The 20,570-nt window shown below is 69.8% G+C and carries 18 protein-coding genes; 14 read left to right on the plus strand and 4 right to left on the minus strand.

Annotation, left to right across the window (positions count from 1 at the left end; genetic code table 11):
- The first annotated feature begins 9 nt into the window (after nt 1-9).
- The 3 genes from ACF08M_RS26295 (at nt 10) to ACF08M_RS26305 (ending at nt 2,721) form a co-directional block, all read left to right on the plus strand.
- The gene (locus tag ACF08M_RS26295; RefSeq protein ID WP_392187725.1) at nt 10-1,467 is read left to right on the plus strand and encodes an FAD-dependent monooxygenase; all 1,458 of its coding nucleotides are present in this window, start codon (nt 10-12) and stop codon (nt 1,465-1,467) included.
- Between the two features lie 104 nt (nt 1,468-1,571).
- A complete protein-coding gene (locus ACF08M_RS26300) occupies nt 1,572-1,907 on the plus strand; it encodes a YnfA family protein (protein WP_392187726.1) in 336 nt (111 codons plus the stop codon).
- 55 nt (nt 1,908-1,962) lie between these two features.
- Complete coding sequence (locus ACF08M_RS26305; RefSeq protein WP_362199186.1) at nt 1,963-2,721, plus strand: SDR family NAD(P)-dependent oxidoreductase; 759 nt, start codon at nt 1,963-1,965, stop codon at nt 2,719-2,721.
- 118 nt (nt 2,722-2,839) lie between these two features.
- On the opposite strand, the gene ACF08M_RS26310 is transcribed toward ACF08M_RS26305, so the two are convergent.
- Nucleotides 2,840-4,033, minus strand: coding sequence for an RtcB family protein (locus ACF08M_RS26310; RefSeq protein WP_392187727.1), 1,194 nt, complete (start codon nt 4,031-4,033; stop codon nt 2,840-2,842).
- 170 nt (nt 4,034-4,203) lie between these two features.
- On the opposite strand from ACF08M_RS26310, the gene ACF08M_RS26315 reads away from it, so the two are divergent.
- The 3 genes from ACF08M_RS26315 to ACF08M_RS26325 all read left to right on the plus strand — a co-directional run bounded on the left by ACF08M_RS26315 (nt 4,204) and on the right by ACF08M_RS26325 (nt 7,846).
- Nucleotides 4,204-5,112 (plus strand): DUF3558 domain-containing protein, encoded by a 909-nt coding sequence (locus ACF08M_RS26315; RefSeq protein ID WP_392187728.1) that lies wholly within the window; start codon nt 4,204-4,206, stop codon nt 5,110-5,112.
- A gap of 165 nt (nt 5,113-5,277) precedes the next feature.
- Nucleotides 5,278-6,090, plus strand: a complete 813-nt coding sequence (locus tag ACF08M_RS26320) for a DUF3558 family protein (protein ID WP_392187729.1) — start codon at nt 5,278-5,280, stop codon at nt 6,088-6,090.
- A gap of 235 nt (nt 6,091-6,325) precedes the next feature.
- Nucleotides 6,326-7,846 (plus strand): DUF2637 domain-containing protein, encoded by a 1,521-nt coding sequence (locus ACF08M_RS26325; protein WP_392187730.1) that lies wholly within the window; start codon nt 6,326-6,328, stop codon nt 7,844-7,846.
- A gap of 209 nt (nt 7,847-8,055) precedes the next feature.
- Here the strand turns inward: ACF08M_RS26325 and lysS are convergent, their stop codons facing one another.
- Entirely contained in the window at nt 8,056-9,831 is a 1,776-nt protein-coding gene (lysS, locus tag ACF08M_RS26330) for a lysine--tRNA ligase (RefSeq protein ID WP_392187731.1), read from the minus strand.
- A 196-nt stretch (nt 9,832-10,027) separates the two neighbouring features.
- On the opposite strand from lysS, the gene argS reads away from it, so the two are divergent.
- Entirely contained in the window at nt 10,028-11,800 is a 1,773-nt protein-coding gene (argS, locus tag ACF08M_RS26335) for an arginine--tRNA ligase (RefSeq protein WP_392187732.1), read from the plus strand.
- A gap of 788 nt (nt 11,801-12,588) precedes the next feature.
- On the opposite strand, the gene ACF08M_RS26340 is transcribed toward argS, so the two are convergent.
- Nucleotides 12,589-14,139, minus strand: coding sequence for a helix-turn-helix domain-containing protein (locus ACF08M_RS26340; protein WP_392187733.1), 1,551 nt, complete (start codon nt 14,137-14,139; stop codon nt 12,589-12,591).
- Between the two features lie 316 nt (nt 14,140-14,455).
- Here ACF08M_RS26340 and ACF08M_RS26345 point away from each other — a divergent pair, with 316 nt between their 5' ends.
- Both ACF08M_RS26345 and ACF08M_RS26350 read left to right on the plus strand, forming a co-directional pair.
- A complete protein-coding gene (locus ACF08M_RS26345; RefSeq protein WP_392187734.1) occupies nt 14,456-15,199 on the plus strand; it encodes a DUF4232 domain-containing protein in 744 nt (247 codons plus the stop codon).
- Nucleotides 15,200-15,285: 86 nt separating this feature from the next.
- Nucleotides 15,286-16,017, plus strand: a complete 732-nt coding sequence (locus tag ACF08M_RS26350; RefSeq protein ID WP_392187735.1) for a hypothetical protein — start codon at nt 15,286-15,288, stop codon at nt 16,015-16,017.
- Nucleotides 16,018-16,210: 193 nt separating this feature from the next.
- Here ACF08M_RS26350 and ACF08M_RS26355 read toward each other — a convergent pair whose 3' ends face one another.
- On the minus strand, nt 16,211-16,819 hold the full coding sequence (locus ACF08M_RS26355; RefSeq protein ID WP_392187736.1) for a GNAT family N-acetyltransferase: 609 nt from the start codon (nt 16,817-16,819) through the stop codon (nt 16,211-16,213).
- A gap of 191 nt (nt 16,820-17,010) precedes the next feature.
- Between ACF08M_RS26355 and ACF08M_RS26360 the strand changes: the two genes are divergently transcribed.
- From ACF08M_RS26360 to ACF08M_RS26380, 5 genes are all read left to right on the plus strand, one after another.
- Nucleotides 17,011-17,814 carry a HEAT repeat domain-containing protein gene (locus ACF08M_RS26360; protein WP_392187737.1) on the plus strand — a complete coding sequence of 268 codons (804 nt, stop codon included), beginning with the start codon at nt 17,011-17,013 and terminating at the stop codon, nt 17,812-17,814.
- Between the two features lie 117 nt (nt 17,815-17,931).
- Nucleotides 17,932-18,717 (plus strand): Scr1 family TA system antitoxin-like transcriptional regulator, encoded by a 786-nt coding sequence (locus tag ACF08M_RS26365; RefSeq protein ID WP_392187738.1) that lies wholly within the window; start codon nt 17,932-17,934, stop codon nt 18,715-18,717.
- The gene (locus tag ACF08M_RS26370) at nt 18,714-18,965 is read left to right on the plus strand and encodes a DUF397 domain-containing protein (protein WP_392187739.1); all 252 of its coding nucleotides are present in this window, start codon (nt 18,714-18,716) and stop codon (nt 18,963-18,965) included. The genes ACF08M_RS26365 and ACF08M_RS26370 overlap by 4 nt, the downstream gene beginning before the upstream one ends.
- 24 nt (nt 18,966-18,989) lie before the next feature.
- A complete protein-coding gene (locus ACF08M_RS26375) occupies nt 18,990-19,652 on the plus strand; it encodes a 1,4-alpha-glucan branching protein (protein ID WP_392187740.1) in 663 nt (220 codons plus the stop codon).
- 81 nt (nt 19,653-19,733) lie between these two features.
- Nucleotides 19,734-20,525 (plus strand): DUF4253 domain-containing protein, encoded by a 792-nt coding sequence (locus ACF08M_RS26380; RefSeq protein ID WP_392187741.1) that lies wholly within the window; start codon nt 19,734-19,736, stop codon nt 20,523-20,525.
- The last annotated feature ends 45 nt before the right edge of the window (nt 20,526-20,570 follow it).

Genomic DNA, 20,570 nt, shown 5'->3' on the forward strand with positions numbered 1-20,570 from the left:
GAGGCAGTCATGACCACCACCCCGAGCACCCCACCCGCCCCCGTCGACGTACTGGTCGTGGGCGCCGGCCCCACCGGCCTGCTGCTCGCGGGCGATCTGGCCGCCCAGGGCCTCTCGGTCACGCTCGTGGAGCGCCGCCCGCACGGGATCAGCAACATGACGCGTGCGTTCGCCGTGCACGCCCGCACGCTCGAACTGCTCGACTCCCGCGGTCTGGCCGATGAGCTCGTCGGGTCCGGCATCCCCCTCTCCTCCATACGCTTCTTCGGCAGGCTCTCGCTCGATCTCTCCGGGCTGCGCACGCGTTTCCCCTTCCTGCTGGTCACCCCTCAGTACGAGGTGGAACGCCTACTGGAGCGCCGCGCCCGTGCGGCGGGCGTCCGCTTCCGCCACGAGACGCGGCTGACCTCGCTCCGCCAGAGCCCCGCGTCGGACACGGTCACCGCCGAACTGCGCGCGGCCGACGGCGGCACGAGCACGCTCGAAGCCCGCTATCTCGTCGGCACCGACGGGGTGCGCAGCCAGGTCCGTGAGGCGCTGGGCCTCCCCTTCCCCGGCACCTCCGTGATCCGGTCGCTCGTCCTCGCGGACGTCCGGCTCGCCGAGGAGCCGCCCGGTGTCCTGACGGTCGACGGGGACGGGGAGGCGTTCGCCTTCATCGCCCCCTTCGGCGACGGCTGGTACCGCGTGATGGGCTGGGACCGCATGCACCAGCCCGACGACAGCGCCCCTGTCGATCTCGACGAGCTCCGCGGAGTCGCCCGCCGCGCCCTGGGCACCGACTACGGCATGCACGACGCACGCTGGATCTCCCGATTCCACAGCGACGAACGGCAGGTGCCCGCCTACCGCACGGGACGGGTCTTCCTCGCCGGGGACGCCGCCCACGTCCACTCACCCGCGGGCGGGCAGGGCATGAACACGGGCCTCCAGGACGCCGCCAACCTCTCCTGGAAGCTCGCCGCGGTCCTGCGAGGGCACACGGCCTCCCCGGAGGCACTCCTCGACAGCTACCACGAGGAACGCCACCCGGTCGGCGCACAGGTACTTCGCTCCAGCGGAGCACTCATCCGCCTCGCCATGGCGAGAACGCCGCTCCAGCGGACGGCCCGGATGGTCGCCACGACGGTGCTGTCCCACGTCCAACCAGCTTCCGACAAGGTCATCGGCATGGTGTCCGGGCTCGCGATCTCCTACGCCGCCCCGCGCGGAGCCCACCCCCTGACCTCGCGACGGGCCCCCGACCTGAGCCTGCGGGAGGGCCGACTCCACCAGTTGCTCCGCGACGGCGCCTTCGTCCTCGTCACGCCCGCCGGCACCCCGACTCCGGAAATGCCCACCCCGCCGACGCACGCCCACTGGAAGGACGACCGCACCACAGCCCTGCTCGTCCGCCCCGACGGCTATATCGCCTGGGCGAGCGACCACCCCGACCCGGCGGCGCTACGGGCCGCACTCACCCGATGAACCGCCCCGCCCCGCGCCGCCCCTCCGCACCCCAGCCCCTCGGCCCTGCCCCTGTCCCCCTGCCCCCTGCTCCCCGCCGCCGCCTCCCATGACAGGCTGCGCCCATGGTCGTCGCTCGCTCTGTCGCTCTGTTCGTCGTCGCCGCGCTCTTCGAGATCGGCGGTGCCTGGCTCGTCTGGCAGGGCGTACGTGAACACCGCGGCTGGATCTGGATCGGTGCGGGCGTCATCGCGCTCGGCGCCTACGGTTTTGTCGCCACGCTCCAGCCGGACGGCGAGTTCGGCCGCATCCTCGCCGCTTACGGCGGTGTCTTCGTCGCGGGCTCGATCGCCTGGGGCGTTGTCGCCGACGGCTACCGCCCCGACCGCTGGGACGTGATCGGCGCGCTGATCTGCCTGGCCGGCATGGCCGTCCTCATGTACGCCCCCCGCAACCACTGACCGCACGGCTGCCTATTCTGGGCCCCGTACCGATCAGCTGCCCGAGGAGTCCGCCATGGCCGCCACCCCGATCGCCGTCATCACCGGAGCGAGCAGCGGCATCGGTGCCGCGACCGCCCGACAGCTGGCCGCAGCCGGCTACCGCGTCGTGCTGACCGCCCGCCGCAAGGACCGCATCGAAGCGCTCGCCGCCGAGATCAACGAGGCCGGCCACCAGGCAACGGCCTACGCCCTGGATGTCACCGACCGCAACGCGGTGGACGAGTTCGCCACGGCGTTCCGTACCCTCGCCGTCCTCGTCAACAACGCGGGCGGCGCACTCGGCGCCGACCCCGTTGCCACCGGCGACCCCGCCGACTGGCGCCAGATGTACGAGACGAACGTCATCGGCACACTCAACGTCACCCAGGCCCTGCTCCCCGCGCTCACCGCGGGTGGCGACGGAACGGTCGTGATCCTCTCCTCCACCGCGGGCCTCTCCACATACGAGGGCGGCGGCGGCTACGTGGCCGCCAAGCACGGCGAACACGTCCTGGCCGAGACCCTCCGACTGGAGATCGTCGGCACCCCGGTCCGCGTCATCGAGGTGGCCCCCGGCATGGTCAAGACGGAGGAGTTCGCCACCACCCGCTTCCGCGGCGACACCGAGAAGGCGGCCAAGGTGTACGCGGGCGTCGAAGCCCCCCTCACCGCAGACGACGTGGCCGACACCATCACCTGGGCCGTCACCCGCCCCAGCCACGTCAACATCGACCTGCTGGTGGTCCGCCCCCGCGCCCAGGCCTCCAACTCCAAGGTCCACCGCACCGCCTGACCCCACCCCGTGCCGGCCTTCTGGACCGTTCCGGCCTCACTCATGCGACAAGGGCACGCGCCGTACCGCACGCGTGCCCTGACCGCCACCGTCCGAGAAGCTGCAAACCTCAGCCTTCTCAGCCCTTCACGCACACCACCTGCCTGAGCTTGGCGACGACCTCCACCAGGTCCCGCTGCTGCTCGATGACCTGCTCGATCGGCTTGTACGCGGCGGGAATCTCATCCACCACACCGGAGTCCTTGCGGCACTCCACACCCCGCGTCTGATCCTCCAGGTCCCGCGTCGAGAAGCGCCGCTTCGCGGCGTTCCGGCTCATCTTCCGGCCGGCTCCGTGCGAGGCCGAATTGAAGGACTTCTCGTTCCCGAGGCCCTTCACGATGTACGAACCCGTACCCATCGAGCCCGGGATGATCCCGAAGTCCCCGGAGCCCGCGCGGATCGCTCCCTTCCGCGTGACCAGCAGGTCCATACCCTCGTACCGCTCCTCCGCCACGTAGTTGTGGTGGCAGGAGATGACCGGCTCGAAGGTGACCTTGGCCTTCTTGAACTCCTTGCGGACCACGTTCTGGAAGAGCGCCATCATGATGGCCCGGTTGTGCTTCGCGTACTCCTGCGCCCAGAACAGGTCGTTCCGGTACGCCGCCATCTGCGGGGTATCGGCGATGAACACGGCCAGGTCCCGGTCGATCAGATCCTGGTTGTGCGGCAGTTTCTGCGCCTGGCCGATGTGGAAGTCGGCCAGTTCCTTGCCGATGTTCCGCGATCCGGAGTGCAGCATCAGCCAGACGGAACCCGACTCGTCGAGGCAGAACTCAATGAAATGGTTGCCCGATCCGAGCGTTCCCATCTGCTTCGTAGCACGCTCCTGACGGAACTTGACCGCATCGGCCACTCCGTCGAACCGTCCCCAGAAGTCCTCCCACCCCTTTGCCGGGAGGCCGTACAGCCGGTCCGGATCCACGGCTTCGTCATGCATGCCACGGCCCACCGGAATAGCCTGCTCGATCTTCGACCGCAGCCGGGACAGATCGCCCGGGAGGTCGTTGGCCGTCAGGGACGTCTTCACCGCGGACATCCCGCAGCCGATGTCCACGCCGACCGCCGCCGGACAGACCGCACCATGCATCGCGATGACCGAACCGACGGTCGCCCCCTTGCCGAAGTGGACGTCCGGCATGACAGCGAGCCCCTTGATCCAGGGCAGGGTGGCCACATTGCGCAGCTGCTGCATCGCGACGTCCTCGACCGAAGCCGGGTCGGCCCACATGCGGATCGGAACCTTCGCGCCCGGCACCTCTACATACGACATAATTCCTCGTTCCCCCCGAAAAGCCTGAAAGCGCAAAACCGGTGCCAAGATCGGCAAATGAGTCGGCCGACCGGCAATCACAGCGGCGCGTGCGATAGACATTGTGTCCACCGGTCGCCATCGAGCGACAACGGTTTTTCGCACGAAGGGAGCCCAGGACCGTGCGGCGAATGGCGTACGTACCCGGCATCGCGCTACTGGCAGCGCTTGTCGTCGGCTGCAGTGCCGGCACTGGAACGGGTGGCTCCGCCCCCGACAGCAAGCCCGGCGAGGCAACGGTCACCGCCGCGGCCCCCGGCAAGTACCGCACCCTCCTCGACCCTTGCCGTGCCGTTGCGCCGTCCTCCCTGAAGGACCTGCTCCCGGGCACCGCCGAACTCCCCGAGGACCAGCGGAAGAAGGTCTACGACGGCACGGCCACCGTCACCTACGACACCGACCGCCGGGTCGGCTGCCGCTGGAAGTCCGAGGCCCTCGGCTCCTCGCGCACCCTCTTCATCGACTTCGAGCGGGTCGTTTCCTACACCCCCTCGGTGAGCGACGACGACCGCGCGCGCGAGGTCTACGCGGAGAAGGAGGCCGCTGTAGGCCTGCCCTCGGACGCCGACACCGCCGCACCCGGCAGCACGAAGAAGCAGACGCCCCCCGCCTCGGATTCCGCCTCGGGACCCGCCCCGCACTCCCTGTCCGGCCCGGCCGCCAAGGACAAGAAGACGGACGAGCCCGCGGACAGCAGCACCCACGGGAACGGCAACGGAACCACCGCCGGCGGCAAGGCCGACGACACCGACAGCGGCACGACCGGCAGCTCCGGCGAACCCGAGGATTCCGACGAGAACCTCGTGCCGCGCACCCTCGACGGCATCGGAGACAGCGCGTTTCTGAACGATGTGCCCGCCCAGGCAGGTTCCACCGCACAGAGCCGCACGGTGAGCGTGGTATTCCGCACATCCAACGTCATCGTGACCATCCAGTACACCGAGCAGCCGACCGTCTCCACGATGGTCCCCGACAGCAAGGAACTGCAGGAGAAAGCCCAGTCGCTGGCCCGGAAGCTGGTCGAAAAGTTCAGCGAATAGCCCCGCCCGGAGCGCCCAGGACCGGCGGCTTCCACGCCCGCCGAGCGCGCGACCGAGGCGGCATCCGGTCGCCGTCCGTCGTACCGTGGCCCCTCCGGAACACCCGCCGGAACGTCCGCCGACCACCTGACGGCCCGCCCGCCGCGCCACCCGAGTGAAGGAACCATGCACCGTTCAGCCCCGCGACTCACCCGCATACTCGCCTGCGCCGCCGTTCCGGTCATGCTCGTCGTCGCCGGCTGCTCGTCGGACTCCGGCGACAAGGACAAGAAGGACTCGTCGGGTTCGTCCTCGTCGTCCACGGCACCGAGCGCGAAGGCGTCAAAACCGAGTGTCGAGCCCGCCAAATTCACCGCCCTGCCCGACCCGTGCAAGTCGATCGCCGCGAAGACGGTCACCTCCCTGGTCCCCGAGGCGAAGTCCAAGGGCGGAACCCCTGCGAACTCCAGCGACCTCGCATACCGCGCCGGCTGCTCCTGGAACGGCCTCGACGACAAGGGCGTGAAGGGCTCCCAGTACCGCTGGCTCGACGTCGGCTTCACCCGCTTCGACTCGGACCAGACCCTGGGCAGCGGCGCCGAGCGCGCACAGCAGGACTTCGGGAAGCAGGTCACCAAGGCCAAGGCGGCCGAGGGCGCGAAGAAGCTCGCCGAGGCGCCTGTCACCGGCATCGGCGAGCAGGCCACCAAGATCACGTATGACCTCAGCAAGACGAGTGAGGACTTCAAGTACGCGACGATCGTGACCCGCACGGAGAACGTCGTCATCACCCTCACCTACAACGGCGCGGGTTACGCGGGCGCGAAGGCCCCGTCGGCCGACGACATCCTGAAGGGCGCCGAGAAGGCGGCGAAGGAGGCAGTGGCGTCGGTCGCCACCGCCGCCGCCGACTCGAAGCCGGATGCCCCGAGCGGGTCCGCCGAGCCCGGCGGGTCGTCGAAGGCGAGCGAGAAGTCCACGGACAAGAAGGCGAGCTAGCCGACTCCACGGGGCGCGGCGGTGCGCAGCAGGACGCACCTCGACGCCCCCGTCCAGCAGCGGTTTCACGAAGCCCGGTCCTCCCCCGAGTACCGGGCTTCGCCCCTCCCCGCGCAACCCGCCGCACCCTCATGTGCCAGGCTGTGCCCGCCAGAAGTCGGAGCAGGACGTCAAAGCAGAGCACCAGCGCGGGCGTCGGATACGGGAGACGGGGAGGGGAACGCGGGTGGCCGCGATGCAGCTGACACGCACCCACCGGATACTCATCGGGCTCGTGATCGCCGGTGCGGTGCTCATCGCCGCGATCGGCTTCGCGGGTTCGTACGCGGCGGTGCGCGAGCTCGCGCTGCAGAAGGGCTTCGGGAACTTCTCGCTGGTCTTCCCGATCGGCATCGACGCGGGCATCTGCGTCCTGCTCGCCCTGGACCTGCTGCTGACCTGGCTGCGCATCCCGTTCCCGCTGCTGCGCCAGACGGCCTGGCTGCTGACCGCCGCGACGATCGCCTTCAACGGCGCCGCGGCCTGGCCCGACCCGCTGGGCGTCGGCATGCACGCGGTCATCCCGGTGCTGTTCGTGGTCTCCGTCGAGGCCGCCCGGCACGCCGTGGGCCGGATCGCCGACATCACCGCCGACAAGCACATGGAGGGCGTGCGGCTCACCCGCTGGCTCCTCTCCCCCGTGCCGACGTTCCGGCTGTGGCGGCGGATGAAGCTCTGGGAGCTCCGGTCGTACGAGCAGGTCATCAAGCTCGAACAGGACCGGCTGATCTACCAGGCCCGCCTCCAGGCCCGCTTCGGCCGCAACTGGCGCCGCAAGGCACCCGTCGAGTCCCTGATGCCGCTGCGCCTGGCGAAGTACGGCGTTCCGCTGGCCGAGACCGCCCCGGCCGGCCTGGCCGCCTCGGGCATCGAACCGGCCCTGCTGCCCCCGGCCCCGGCCCTGTCCGCGGCAGAAACGGACGAGTTCCCGCCCGAATTGCCGTACACCGAACCCCACCCGCAGCAACAACCCCAGCTACAGCACCCGCTGGAGCACCAGCACCAGCACCCGCACCCGCACCCGCACCAACAGCAACAGCAACAGCAACAGCAACAATTCGGAGAGCAACAGCCGCAGCACACCCACCCCTCCGACCCGACCGCCGTCGAGGAGTGGCCCCAGGAGGGCCCCGGCTCGCACGAGAACCCGTGGTTCACGGCGTCCCGTGTCCCGGACAACACGTACGAGGGCGGGTACGACCCGACGCACGTCGAGGGTCTGGAGCCCGCCCCAGTCATGGTCCCGCTGGGCCCCGGCGGCCGTACCCGCCCCTTGGGCAACGTAGGCACCATCGGCGCCGTCCCGGGCCCCCGCGCCGCAGAACCCGAGCCGGAACTCCAGCAGGGGCCCCGACAGGAACCACAGCCGGAGCCACAGCCACAGCCACAGCCACAACCGCAGCCACAGCCACAGCCACAGCCACAGCCGCAGCCACAACCGGAGCCTCGGCCTGAGCAGCCCCGGCCGATGCCTCAGCCCGAGCAGGACCCGGCGGAGTGGGCGCAGGAGGACGCGGAGTTCGCCGAGATCGCGTACAAGGTGTTGGCCGCGTTCGTGAACCAGCACAACGACTTCCCGAGCGTCGAGGCCCTGGACATACACGTCTCGGACGGCCACAACGTCAGGCACCCGCGCAGCACGGCGCTGATCCGCCGTCTGATGCCGGAGTTCAAGAACCGCTACCACGCGGAACTCGAAGCGGACCACATCGCGTAGTCACGCCACGCCGGCTCACACCACACCACAGCGCACCAGGTCACAGCGCACCAGACCACACTCCACCCCACCGCACCACGCCGCCCACCCATCCCGCCCCCGAGGACGGACGGGGCCGGCAACGGACGGGGCCGGCAACGGACGGGGCCGGCAACGACAAAGGGCCGTCACCCGGATCAACGGGTGACGGCCCTCCGTACGAGCACCGCCTACGCGCCCAGCAGCCTCCGCACCCGGTCCGCCCCCACGGCCAGCAGCAGCGTCGGCAGCCGCGGGCCCGTGTCCCGGCTCACCAGCAGCCGGTACAACAGCGCGAAGAACGACCGCTGCGCGGTCTTCAGCTCGGGCGTCGGCTTGGCGTCCGGCTCCAGGCCCGCCAGGATCTTCGGCACGCCGTAGACGAGGGTGGTGAGCCCGTCCAGCGACCAGTGCGAGTCCAGTCCTTCCAGGAGCAGTCGCAGCGACTCCCGGCCCTGCTCGTCCAGCGAACCGAGCAGCTCCTTGTCCGGCTCGTCGCGGACGATGGTGCGGGCCTCGGCCGGGACCTGGCTGGTGATCCAGTTCTCGGCACGGTCGAGACGGGGCCGGACCTCGTCGAGCGTGATCAGCGGGTTCTCCGGGTCCAGCTCGCTCAGGATGCGCAGCGTCTGCTCGTCGTGCCGGCCCGTGATGTCGACGACCGACGCGAGCGTGCGGTACGGCAGCGGGCGGGGCGTACGCGGCAGCTCCCCGGCGGCCGTGCCGATGGCCCGTGCGTACGCGGCGGCGTCGGCCGGCAGCACCGAGCCGTCGGCGACCTTCCGCGCCAGCGAGTCCCACTCGTCGTAGAGCCGCTGGATCTCCTGGTCGAAGGCGATCTTGAAGGACTGGTTGGGCTTGCGGCGCGCGTACAGCCAGCGCAGCAGCGGCGCCTCCATGATCTTCAGCGCGTCGGCCGGGGTCGGCACGCCGCCCTTGCTGGAGGACATCTTCGCCATGCCGGAGATCCCGACGAACGCGTACATCGGACCGATCGGCTGCACGCCGTCGAAGATCTCGCGGACGATCTGGCCGCCGACGACGAACGAGGAGCCCGGCGAGGAGTGGTCCACGCCGCTCGGCTCGAAGATCACGCCCTCGTACGCCCAGCGCATCGGCCAGTCGACCTTCCAGACCAGCTTGCCGCGGTTGAACTCGCTCAGCCGGACGGTCTCCGCGAAGCCGCAGGCCGTGCAGGTGTAATTCAGCTCGGTGCTGTCGTCGTCGTACGACGTGACGGTCGTGAGGTCCTTCTCGCAGTTGCCGCAGTAGGGCTTGTACGGGAAGTAGCCGGCCGAGCCGCCGCTGCCGTCGTCCTCGCTCGCCGCGCCGGAGCCCGCCTCGGCCTCCAGCTCGGCCTCGTCGACCTTCTTCTGCTGCTGCGGCTTCTTCCCGCCCTTGGCACCCGCCGCACCCGCCGCCGACGGGTCCTTCTTCGTCCGGTACCGGTCGAGGACGGCGTCGATGTCGGCACGGTGCTTCATCGCGTGCAGGATCTGCTCGCGGTACACGCCCGCCGTGTACTGCTCGGTCTGGCTGATGCCGTCGTGCTCGACGCCCAGCTCGTCCAGCGAGGCGGTCATGGCGGCCTTGAAGTGCTCGGCCCAGTTCGGGTGCGAGGACCCGGCCGGGGCGGGCACCGAGGTCAGCGGCTTGCCGATGTGCTCGGCCCAGGACTCGTCGACCCCCGGGACACCGCTCGGAACCTTGCGGTAGCGGTCGTAGTCGTCCCAGGAGATCAGGTGCCGGACGGTGTACCCGCGGCGGCGGATCTCGTCGGCGACCAGGTGCGGGGTCATGACCTCGCGGAGGTTGCCCAGGTGGATCGGGCCCGACGGGGAGAGGCCGGACGCGACGACGACCGGTTTGCCAGGCGCACGACGCTCCGATTCGGCGATGACATCGTCCGCGAAGCGGGAGACCCAGTCGGTCTCGGTGCTGCTCTGACTCTGAGCCACGGTCTGCACGTCCTTCTCTCTTGTGGGGCTTGTGGGGCTCGCAGGGGCAAAACCCTTGTGGGACTCGTAGGGCATTGCCCATTGTCCCAGGTCCCACCGACAGCGCGAAAACGGCTTTACCCGCCGTGGAATACTGGGTGTGATCCTTCGCAGCTCTGTGCTGCGGACCTGTATCCCTAACCCCTACGGAAACGGCAGCCAGCCCATGGCCTCGGTCAATTCCCTCGCTTCCACGCTCCAGCAGCAGCTGGCGGACGCCCTGACGGCAGCTCTGCCGGATGCCGGCACCGCGGACCCGCTGCTGCGACGAAGCGACCGGGCCGACTTCCAGGCCAACGGCATCCTGGCCCTCGCCAAGAAGCTCAAGGGCAACCCCCGCGAGCTGGCGTCCCAGGTCACGGCCGCGATCCCGGCGGGCGGCCTGATCAAGGAGATCGAGGTCTCCGGCCCCGGCTTCCTGAACGTGACGCTCTCCGACAGGGCGATCATCGAGACCCTCGCCGCGCGCGACGCGGACGACGAGGGCCGCCTCGGTGTCCCGTACAACAGCGCCGCGGGCACCACGGTCATCGACTACGCGCAGCCGAATGTGGCCAAGGAGATGCACGTCGGTCACCTGCGCTCCGCGGTGATCGGTGACGCGATGGCGCAGATCCTGGAGTTCACGGGCGAGACCGTGGTCCGGCGTCACCACATCGGCGACTGGGGCACCCAGTTCGGCATGCTCATCCAGTACCTGATCGAGCACCCGGGCGAGCTGACCCACGAGGGCGACGGCGGCGCGGCGGACGGCGAGGCCGCCATGTCGTCGCTGAACCGGCTCTACAAGGCCTCGCGGGCGCTCTTCGACTCCGACGAGGAGTTCAAGGCCCGCTCCCGGGACCGGGTCGTGGCGCTCCAGGCCGGTGACGAGGAGACGCTGGCCATGTGGCAGCGGTTCGTCGACGAGTCGAAGATCTACTTCTACTCGGTCTTCGACAAGCTCGACATGGAGATCCGCGACGCCGACATCGTCGGCGAGTCCGGCTACAACGCCATGCTGACGGAGACCTGCCGCCTGCTGGAGGAGTCGGGCGTCGCCGTCCGCTCCGAGGGCGCACTCTGCGTGTTCTTCGACGACGTGAAGGGCACGGACGGCGAGCCGGTGCCGCTGATCGTGCAGAAGTCGAACGGCGGTTTCGGCTACGCGGCGACGGACCTCTCCGCGATCCGCGACCGGGTCCAGCACCTCAAGGCGAACACCCTGCTGTACGTGGTGGACGCGCGGCAGGCCCTGCACTTCAAGATGGTCTTCGAGACGGCCCGCCGGGCCGGCTGGCTGAACGAGGATGTCAAGGCCGTGCACCTCGCCTTCGGCACGGTCCTCGGCAAGGACGGCAAGCCGTTCAAGACCCGTGCGGGCGAGACGGTCCGGCTGCAGGATCTGCTCGACGAGGCGATCGACCGGGCGTCCGCCGTCGTGCGCGAGAAGGCCCAGGACCTCACCGACGAGGAGATCGCCGAGCGCGGCGCGCAGGTCGGTGTCGGCGCGGTGAAGTACGCGGACCTGTCGACGTCGGCGGCCCGCGACTACAAGTTCGACCTGGACCAGATGGTCTCGCTGACCGGCGACACGAGCGTGTACATCCAGTACGCGCACGCCCGGTCGCGGTCCATCAAGCGCAAGGCGGGCGAGCTGAAGTCCCAGCCCCACCCGGAGCTGGAACTGGCCCCGGCCGAGCGCGCGCTGGGCCTGCACCTGGACCAGTTCGGCGAGGTCGTGGCCGAGGTCGCCGCCGCATACGAGCCGCACAAGCTGGCTTCGTTCCTCTACCAGCTGTCGTCGCTCTTCACCACGTTCTACGACCAGTGCCCGGTGCTGAAGCCCGAGGTTCCGGGCGATGTGGCCGAGAACCGCCTCTTCCTCTCGGACCTCACCGCCCGCACCCTGCACCAGGGCATGGAACTACTCGGCATCCGGACCCCCGAGCGCCTCTGACCCGGACGTCCGCCCGTACGCACCGGCCCGGTGGCTGCGCGGCGATCTCGGCACATGTCGCCGATGTCGCCGACCCGTCAGCCGCCGAGCCCTCCACTGCCAAAAGCCCCGCCCTTGTCCTCCTTGGGTATGTCCCCTGGCGAAGAGGGCCGGTTGATCTCATAGGGGCTGAGACCTTCCCCGAAATCATCTGCAGCCCTCAAGTTTTCGCTGCTTCGGGAGGAATGTTGGGCCCGTGGTCCCTGCTGCCGTGCCCGAGACCGACGGCGCGCGTCCCACCGGACGAGGCCAAGCAGAACAGCGACTACGACCACTGCTATACCGAGGGGGAAAATCCAGCGCACAGCCGAAGCAGCCAGTGTGATGTCACTGATGGGCACCTGGCTCACAAGGTGGCTCATCTGGCCCACGTCCTTCCTGAGGGGATTCCACCGCTCACAAAGCGAGGCAGCGGCTTCCGCTCATTGGAGAGAGAGCCCGCGATGGCTGGAGCCGTGGGAAACCCCCATCCCACCGCCCTTGGCGGGATCAATCTCGCGGAGCCCGCCTGAACAGGACGTCTGGCAAGGCTCAAGCTCCCTGACAAGTCTACGGCGGGGAGCACACGGGGGACTGCTCAGCGCGCGGCGGGGGTATCGGCGGGCCGGAGAGCCATCCACCCGGGAGTGAGTGCACGCCTGTGCCGATCTCGGGTGATGGCGTTCCACCGTTCCAGGGCTTGTGGCCCGGCAATGGCTCGGGCAGTCCTGCTTACCAGCCCTGCACGGCCGGCCAGAATCCGGCCGGCACTAGTCCCACTCCTTGGGCACCCACTGGGCGGTGTCGTACCGGTACATGTACTTCGGCCGCGCCTGGATGCTGCTGGTACGGAACGGCTTCCCGCCGTTGTCGATGCGCAGCGTCCCCTTCCGGCCGCCGCTGCTCCACTCCAGCTCCAGGTACCAGCTGACGTCGTGCCCTTCGACATGGGCCTTGAGGTCGAACACCTCCACATCGGTGGAGGACACCTTGAACGGGAAGTCCTTCGGTGGCACCCGCTTGTCCCCCTGCTGCCCCGCCACCGGGGTGAGGGTCGGCTGGCCGTCGTCGAGGTCGATGTCGAAGGACTGCGGGGTGATGCCGCTCCCGCAGCCCTCGCCCATCGAGTACGCCGACCACGGCAGCGGCGCCTTCCGGGACAGTGTCCGCACATGCAGTCCCTTCAGCACGACGGCCTGCCCCGACTTTCCCTGCACGGTGAGTTCGAGCTGCATGCTGCCGCCGTCCACCCCGCCGAGCGCCCTGGCCCAGCCGCGGGTGTCCTGCGGTGAGGGCGGCGGAGGTACGTCCTCCGGTTTCTGGTCCAGCACATAGTGCTGGCCGCAGGGTGCTTCCCAGTTGTACGAGCTGAGGGTGGCGGCCAGCGGCACGCCCCCGCTCTGCTGCCCACCCGACCCGGCTCCCGAGCCGTGCCCCCCGGACGGGGCGGAGGCGCCGCCGGGCGTCGGGGACGAGGCGGTCGCCGAGCCGGATGGTACGGGTTTGCCCGACTTCTTCTCCCCGCTGGGCGAAGCGGTGACGCTCGCGTCAGGGCCGGGCCGAACGCGCGCGTCCCCGTCCGGGTCCTTTGGGTCCACGGCGGGGGCGTTGCTGAGATCGCCGGCGTCCTTGCCCGACAGATTGCTCACGATGAGCGAGGTGGGCACGGTCAGCGCGACGACGGCGACGGCCGCGAGCAGCACACGCGCCCGCGGAGAGGACAGGAACCGCCGGGGCCGGCCCGACCCAGCGGCCACGATCTCGGACTCGGGCTCGGGTTCGGGCTGGGACTCGGAAGCGGGCACGGGTGCGGGTGCGGGTGCAGGTACGGGTGCAGGTACGGACGTGGGCATCGACGCGGGCGCGGGCGCGCCGCCACCGTTCCCGCCCGCTTCGACGTCCCGGCCTTCGGGCGAATCCCCGGCCCCGGCCTCACCCCCCTCCCCCGCCTCGGAGCCACGAACCGCCCCCGGAACCGTGTCCGAAACCGCGTCCTGAACCGACTCCGCGGCCACGCCCGAAACCGCGCCCCGGACCGGCTCCCGGACCGGCCCCGCAGCAGCGGCCGGGCGCCGCCGGGCCGCATCCGCCACGATCCACCGCCGGTGCAGCTCGACCAGCTCGTCCGGGCCCGCCCCGCACAACCGAGCCAGCCGTTCCACCGGGGCGTACTCGTTCGGCACCGCCTCACCGTTGCAGTACCGGTGGAGCGTCGACGTGCTGACGTGCAGTCTTCCCGCGAGAACCCCGTAGCTGCGCCCCGAACGGTCCTTCAGTTTCTTCAGCAGGCCCGCGAAATCCTCGGCCTCCGGCGTCGCCACTTCGGCGTTCCCCCCTCCTGGTCCGTCCCAGAACACCGTTCCAGGGACGTGGAATCTGCCCAGGTCACAGTACGCGCAGGCATTCCAGCTTCCCCAATGGGCTGTTCGGCGTTGCGGTCGGATTCCGCCGCCCCGCAATCTGTGGACACACCGCAGCGACCGACCACCGGGACAACGCAGTGCGAATCCACTTCCGCATCGATCCCATCGATGCCGTGGCCATCGGCGTGGTGATCGTGTCCGCCGCGATTGTCATAGTCCTGATCTGCCACAACTGACCGAACGACATCACCAGCACACGGGGAGTACCACCACCATGCGCAACCACATCCGCACCACCGCCCTCGCCGCGACCGCCCTCCTGGCCGCTCTCTCGCTCACCGCCTGCGGCGGCGACAACGGGGACAACAGCAAGACGGGAGCAATGGCTCCGGCAGCGAACAGCACCACCACCACGCCGGACACGGACAAGGACGCCAAGGACACCAAGGGCGGCAAGGACGCCAAGGACACCGACGGCGGCACGGCCAATGCCCCCGCCGAGAACGTCTCCACCACGTCCAAGGGCTCCAAGGGCTCCACTGGCGCCACCAACGGCCGGAAGAGCAACGCCGGTGCCACCGGAAGCGGCAGCAAGTCACCCGTCACCTGCACCGGCGACAACACCAAGGTCACCGTCAGCAAGGTGAGCCGCCCCATCAACCACCTGCTGCTCACCGCGACCAACACGGGCAACCGCCCCTGCTACGCGTACCACGCGCCGTCGCTCGGCTTCGACGACGCCCAGGCCGCCTTCCCGGTCCTCCGCGACAGCATCCCGCAGGCCGTGGTCACCCTTGAGCCGGGCCAGTCCGCCTACGCCTCCATCGGGCTGTTCGGTGAGTCCGACGGCAAGAACCTGTACAAGGGCAAGAACCTGACGGTGTACTTCACCCCGAAGAGCAACTCGGGCTCCACGGGCTCCCCGGCAGTACTGAAGCTCCCGGCCAACACGTACTGGGGCGACAACGGCTTCGTCACCTACTGGCAGAGCACCATGGACGAGGCCCTCACCTACTGACCCTTCTCGCGCAGCAGACGCCAACCCCCCTTCCCCCGCGGGCAGCAGATCGTAGAATCCCGGATCGGGACCTGAAGGGGGAGGGCATGCGTACGAACAAAGGTGTGGGACCGACGTCCACGGCAATACGGGCAGCAGCGGCCACCGCGGCCGCTGCTGCCGCGTTGCTGGTGCTGATCACCGGCTGCGGCAAGGTGGCGGACCCCTACGCATCGGACAAGGAGTCCAGCAGCCCCACCGCCTCGCCGACCTCGAGCGTGAACCCGTCGTACGGCACCCAGTACCTCGCCGAGAACGAGTGCGCCGCCCTCGAACCCGGAAAGAAGGACGTCTACCGCGAGGTCCCGTGCGGCGATCCGAAGGCCGTCGCACGGGTCACCTACCGGATGGAGTCCGGCAAGGCCTGGCCATTCTCGGCCACCACCTGCTCGGAGACCACCGACTTCGTGGTCGATGTGCCGATCAGCCTCGCCGCTCTGGAGAACACGCGGGCAACGGGCGAGGGTTACGCCTGCATGCGCAACCTGAAGCCTCCGCACCCCGGAGACCCGGGCGGGGGCGGCGGCCCCAGGATCGAGGTCGGCGACTGCGTGCACACCGGCCCGAAGAAGGGCGACGCCGTCGAGGAGGTCGCCTGCCGGGCCAAGAGCAAGAAGAACGGCGCGACCCACAAGATCATAAAAATCGTCGAGGACAGGTTCGCGTTCGGCTTCGACGACCCGTGCGACTACAAAGCCGACGCCGTGATCACCGAGGACCCGCTCTACGACTCCGACCCGACCAAGAACGACCGCGTTCTCTGCGCCAAGAAGCTCTAGAACCGTACGGAGCGGGCTGCCATGTCCGAGGCGAGCGGCCGGGATCACCGTCCCGGTCGTCTCCCGGCGGAACTACCGCAAGAAGCACGGAAGTCCGGCCCCCACCACAGGACGGGTGACCGGCACCGGGAGCAGCGCCGGCCTGTCAGTCCGCACGCCGGACGGGGCTCAGACGCCGTCCGGCGTACGGGGCTCAGACGCCGCCCGGCGTACGGGGAGCGCGCCGCATGGCCCACAGCACCGGCCCGCCGCCCGGCAGTTGCGCCTCGCCGAGCACGGTGAAGCCGAAGTGCTCGTAGAAGGGCAGGTTGTCCGGCTTGGAGGACTCCAGGTAGACCGGCAGGCCCGCCGCGTCGGCCTTGGCCAGGCCCGAGCGCAGCAGTGCGGCCCCGTGCCCCTGCCCCCGGGCGGCCGGGTCCGCGCCGACCACCGCCAGGTACCAGTGGGGCTCCTTCGGCCCTTGCTCGGCCGCCGCCCCGACGGCCTCACGGAACAGCGGGGCCCGGTCGCCGAGGATGTTCTCCAGTTCCTGGACGGTCTCCGCGTCGGGCACGGCCTTCTCCTGGCCCTCCGGCGACACCCAGAAGGCAGCCGCCGCCCCGGTGCGCTCGCACACACCGTGCCGGACGTACTGCCGGGTGAAGATCGTGCTGAAGTAGCGGGCCATTCCCTCCCCGCGGGAGGAGTCCTCCGGGAAGAACCAGCGCATCATCGGATCGTCATCGAAGGCACTGGCCAGCATGCGGCCGATCTGCTCAGCATCATCGACCGTTGCCGTTTTCGGGGTGTTCGTCATCGACATGCGATTTATTCTGCACTCCTGATGATCAAGGAGGATCAGCGGGCGGCCCCATTACTCGATCCAGATATCCACGGATTCGGCGCTGTACGTGGGAAAGTGCGGCACGAACCCGTTCCGCTCGTCGCAGTCCACACGGACCCGGAACCCGGCCGCCCCGGCCGCCCGCGCACGTCCTCGTTAGCATCGCCCGCATGGCTATGTTCGTGCACCTGACACCCGCGGCGAACGCGGCACGCATCCGCCGATCCGGAATACGTGCCGTCAGCCACGGCCGCGGCGTGGCACAGTCGCGGGGCCTCTACTGCTTCCCCGTTCTCCCCTCGTACACCCTCACCCACCAGTGGCTTCGCGAGCTGTCCAGGCGCGGCGGCCCGCGCGGCCTCGTCGCCGTGCACATCCGTCTGCCGGACGACGAACCGGTCACCGTGGGCGCCTACCACCGCGACCCCGCAGCCGTCACGGCCGCCGAGGCCGTCCGCCGTGTCGCCGCCATGGACGACCCGCGCGGCTGGGAGGTGTTCGTTCCCCGGACGGTCACCAAGCGCGAGGTGCACTGCGTCCGCGCCGTCCCGCAGGTCGCCGGCTGGCGCTACTTCCCCGACTCGAACGGCAGGACACCCTGCACCTGCTTCGGCTGCCGGGTGCGCGGCGAGTACGGATCGCAGCGCCTGCGCCAGCGCCGCCCGCACTTCCTCGACGGCCCTCCCCCTGCCGCCCCGGTCCTCCTGCGCCGGATCGCCGCTGCGGGCAGCCCCGGCGACTCCGAACAACTCATCCAGGCCCTCCACTGGTTCGAGATGCGCCGACGCGGACCGGTCGAGCAACTGGCCCACCTCGCGGACCACCCGGACCCGAAGGTCCGCCGGGCCCTTGTGTGGGCCATCGGGAAGTGGCCGTCCCATGGCGTCACGGAACTCCTCCACCGCCTCTCCCAGGATCCGGACGCGGGGGTCCGGGAGGCCGTCGAACGGACCTCGCCCGAGCCCCGTCCCTGACCCCCTGCGCACCCGTACAGATTTCTTGTACGGGCCGTACGCGCGTGACGCGGGCGCGCACGTGGAAGTTCGCTCCATATGCACCCCGGAAAGCGGAAGCGCAAGAACGCGTCGGCAATGAAACTCGTGGGCAAGCTGGTCGCCGTCTTCCGCAGGGCGGCCGGTCTGACCCAGACCCAACTCGCGGACCTGGTGGGCCATCAGGTGGAGACGATCGCCTCCATCGAGCAGGGCAGACGGGCGCTCCTGCCCGACCTCGCCGCCACGTTGGACGAACGGCTGGACACCAAGGGTGCGTTGAAGGAGGCAGTGGCGCACATGCCGGAGATCGATCTGATCCCGGCGTGGGCGGAGGAGTACATGGAGCTGGAGCGGGAGGCCCTGGCGCTGTCCTGGTACGACAACCAGGTCATGCCGGGACTCCTCCAGACCGAGCGCTACGCCGAGGCGGTGTTCCGCAACCGCGTCCCGGTCTTCAGCGAGGAGAAGGTGGAGACCCAGACGGAGGCCCGCCTGGAACGCCAGGAGATCCTCCACCGGCCCTCGCCCCCGACCATCAGCTTCGTCGTCTGGGAACCGGTCCTGATGCTCCAACTCCTCGACGACGAGGGGCATGTGGAACAGCTGCGCCGCCTGCGGACCTGCGCCGCGCTCCCGGGCATCTGCCTCCAGGTGCTGCCCCTGAATCACCGCACCCACGCAGGACTCAACGGCCCCTTCATCCTGCTGGAAACACCGGACTACCAACGCGTGGCCTACTCCGAGACACAACGCGGCAGCCTGCTCGTCTTCGACCCCGACGAGGTCAGCATCCTCGCCCAGAAATATGCGATGCTGCGAGCCCAGGCCCTCAGCCCCGAGGCCACCGTGGGCCTGCTGGATCGTCTGCTGGGAGAGCAATGAGCACCGCACTTGAGTGGTTCAAGTCCAGCTACAGCGGCAGCGAAGGCGGGGCCTGCCTCGAAGTCGCCTACGACTGGTGCAAGTCGAGCTACAGCGGCGACGAAGGCGGCGCCTGCGTCGAGATTGCCGCCCACCCCGCCGCCATCCACATCCGCGACTCCAAGAACCTCGACGGCCCCACCCTCACCGTCGCCCCCACCACCTGGACGGCCTTCGCCGGATTCGCCGCCGACCGACGTCTCGTCTGAGCCCACGGAAGGGACACCACCGCCATGGCTGTCATCCACCGCACCACCCTCACGCCCACCAAGCTGGAGCTGCTCACCACCTGGCTGCCCGAGCAGCCCTGGTACCGCGGCAAGGCGGGGCAGCGGCCCGAGCTGGTGAAGTCCGGCGGATTCCGGCTGGACGACCCGGCGGGCGAGGTCGGCATCGAGTTCCTGGCGGCCACCGACACCTCGGGCGGCCAACCGGTCACGTATCACGTGCCGTTCAGCTACCGCGGCGCACCGATCCCGGGCGGCGACGAAGAGCTCATCGGCACCATTGAGCACGGGGTGCTGGGGCAGCGGTGGGTCTACGACGGAACGCGTGACCCGGTCCTCGTCGCCCAGCTGTTCGCGCTGATCGTCGGTGAGGCCGAGCCGCAGATGCAGGGCGCGAGCGACACCCCAGATCCGTCCGTCACCGGTTGGTTCGCGGAAACCGGAGCCCCGGCGGCGATCGCCTCCACGACCGTGACCGACGACCCGAGCGGTACGGACATCGTGGTGGAGACAGCCGACGGGCGCCGGCTGACCATTCACATCAACCGCGTTCTCCAGCCCGGCCAGGAGACCGGGGAAGCGGCCATCGGCCACATCGTCGCGGACGCGCCGCTGCCGGACGGCAGCACCGCTCGCACCGCGTTCGCCATCGTCCGCGCACACCCGTAGCCCACCCCGAGTCCGGGCGGGGCGGGGCCTGAAGCCGGCCGCGTCACACCTCTGTCAGTGGCCACGTCTAGAGTCGCGAACATGGCGACGCTCCCGAATCCGCTCCCTTCCCTGGCCACCTCCGGGGTCCAACTCCCGTCCGGCGCACTGGTCGACGCGACGATCGACGGGCCGTGGCACGAACCACTGCTCTGGGTGGCCGACGCACCCGCGTCCCCCGGGACATGGGCCGCCATGCGCGCCGCAGGACGGCCGGTCGGGCTGCTTCCCGTGCCGATCGACGGCGGGCGAAGCGACCAGTGGCCCGCGGACTGGGATCTCATCCCGGATGACACGTCATACCCCGGCGACCACGACGCCGACGAGGTGCTCGGCACGTACTGGGCCGAGTGCGCACCCGACGAACTCGACGCCGCGGACAGCGAGTATCCGGGCCTGGCGCCCACTCCGTCCGCCGAGGGGTCGGGCTCCCCCGACGATCTGGCGGCCGAGATCGCGGACGAGTGCACCGGCCCGGACGGCTGGTTCCCCGGCTCGCGGGCGGCGCTCGTCCCGGCACGCCGCAGTGCGGACATACCGGCGGCCATCGGCTGGTCCGGCCCGATGAACTACGAGGACGACGTGGCCCGCCTCTGCGCGGTGCTCCGCTCCTGGGAGGACCGCTTCGACATACGGGTCGTCCTGCTCGGCTTCGACACCCTGACCGTCTCGGTCGGCCGACCGCCGACCACCCCGGCGGAGGCACGGGCGGTCGCCGCGGAGCACTTCGCGTTCTGCCCGGACAACATCGAGCAGAACCCGCCGTACGACCTGGACGTCTACGCCGAGAAGATGGTGCTGAACCAGGAGACCTGGTCGTTCTGGTGGGACTGAGCGCGCCTGCCGGGTCCGCTTTGGACCCGGACCGCCGCGGGCCGG

The sequence above is a fragment of the Streptomyces sp. NPDC015032 genome (assembly GCF_043080425.1).
GTDB lineage: Bacteria > Actinomycetota > Actinomycetes > Streptomycetales > Streptomycetaceae > Streptomyces.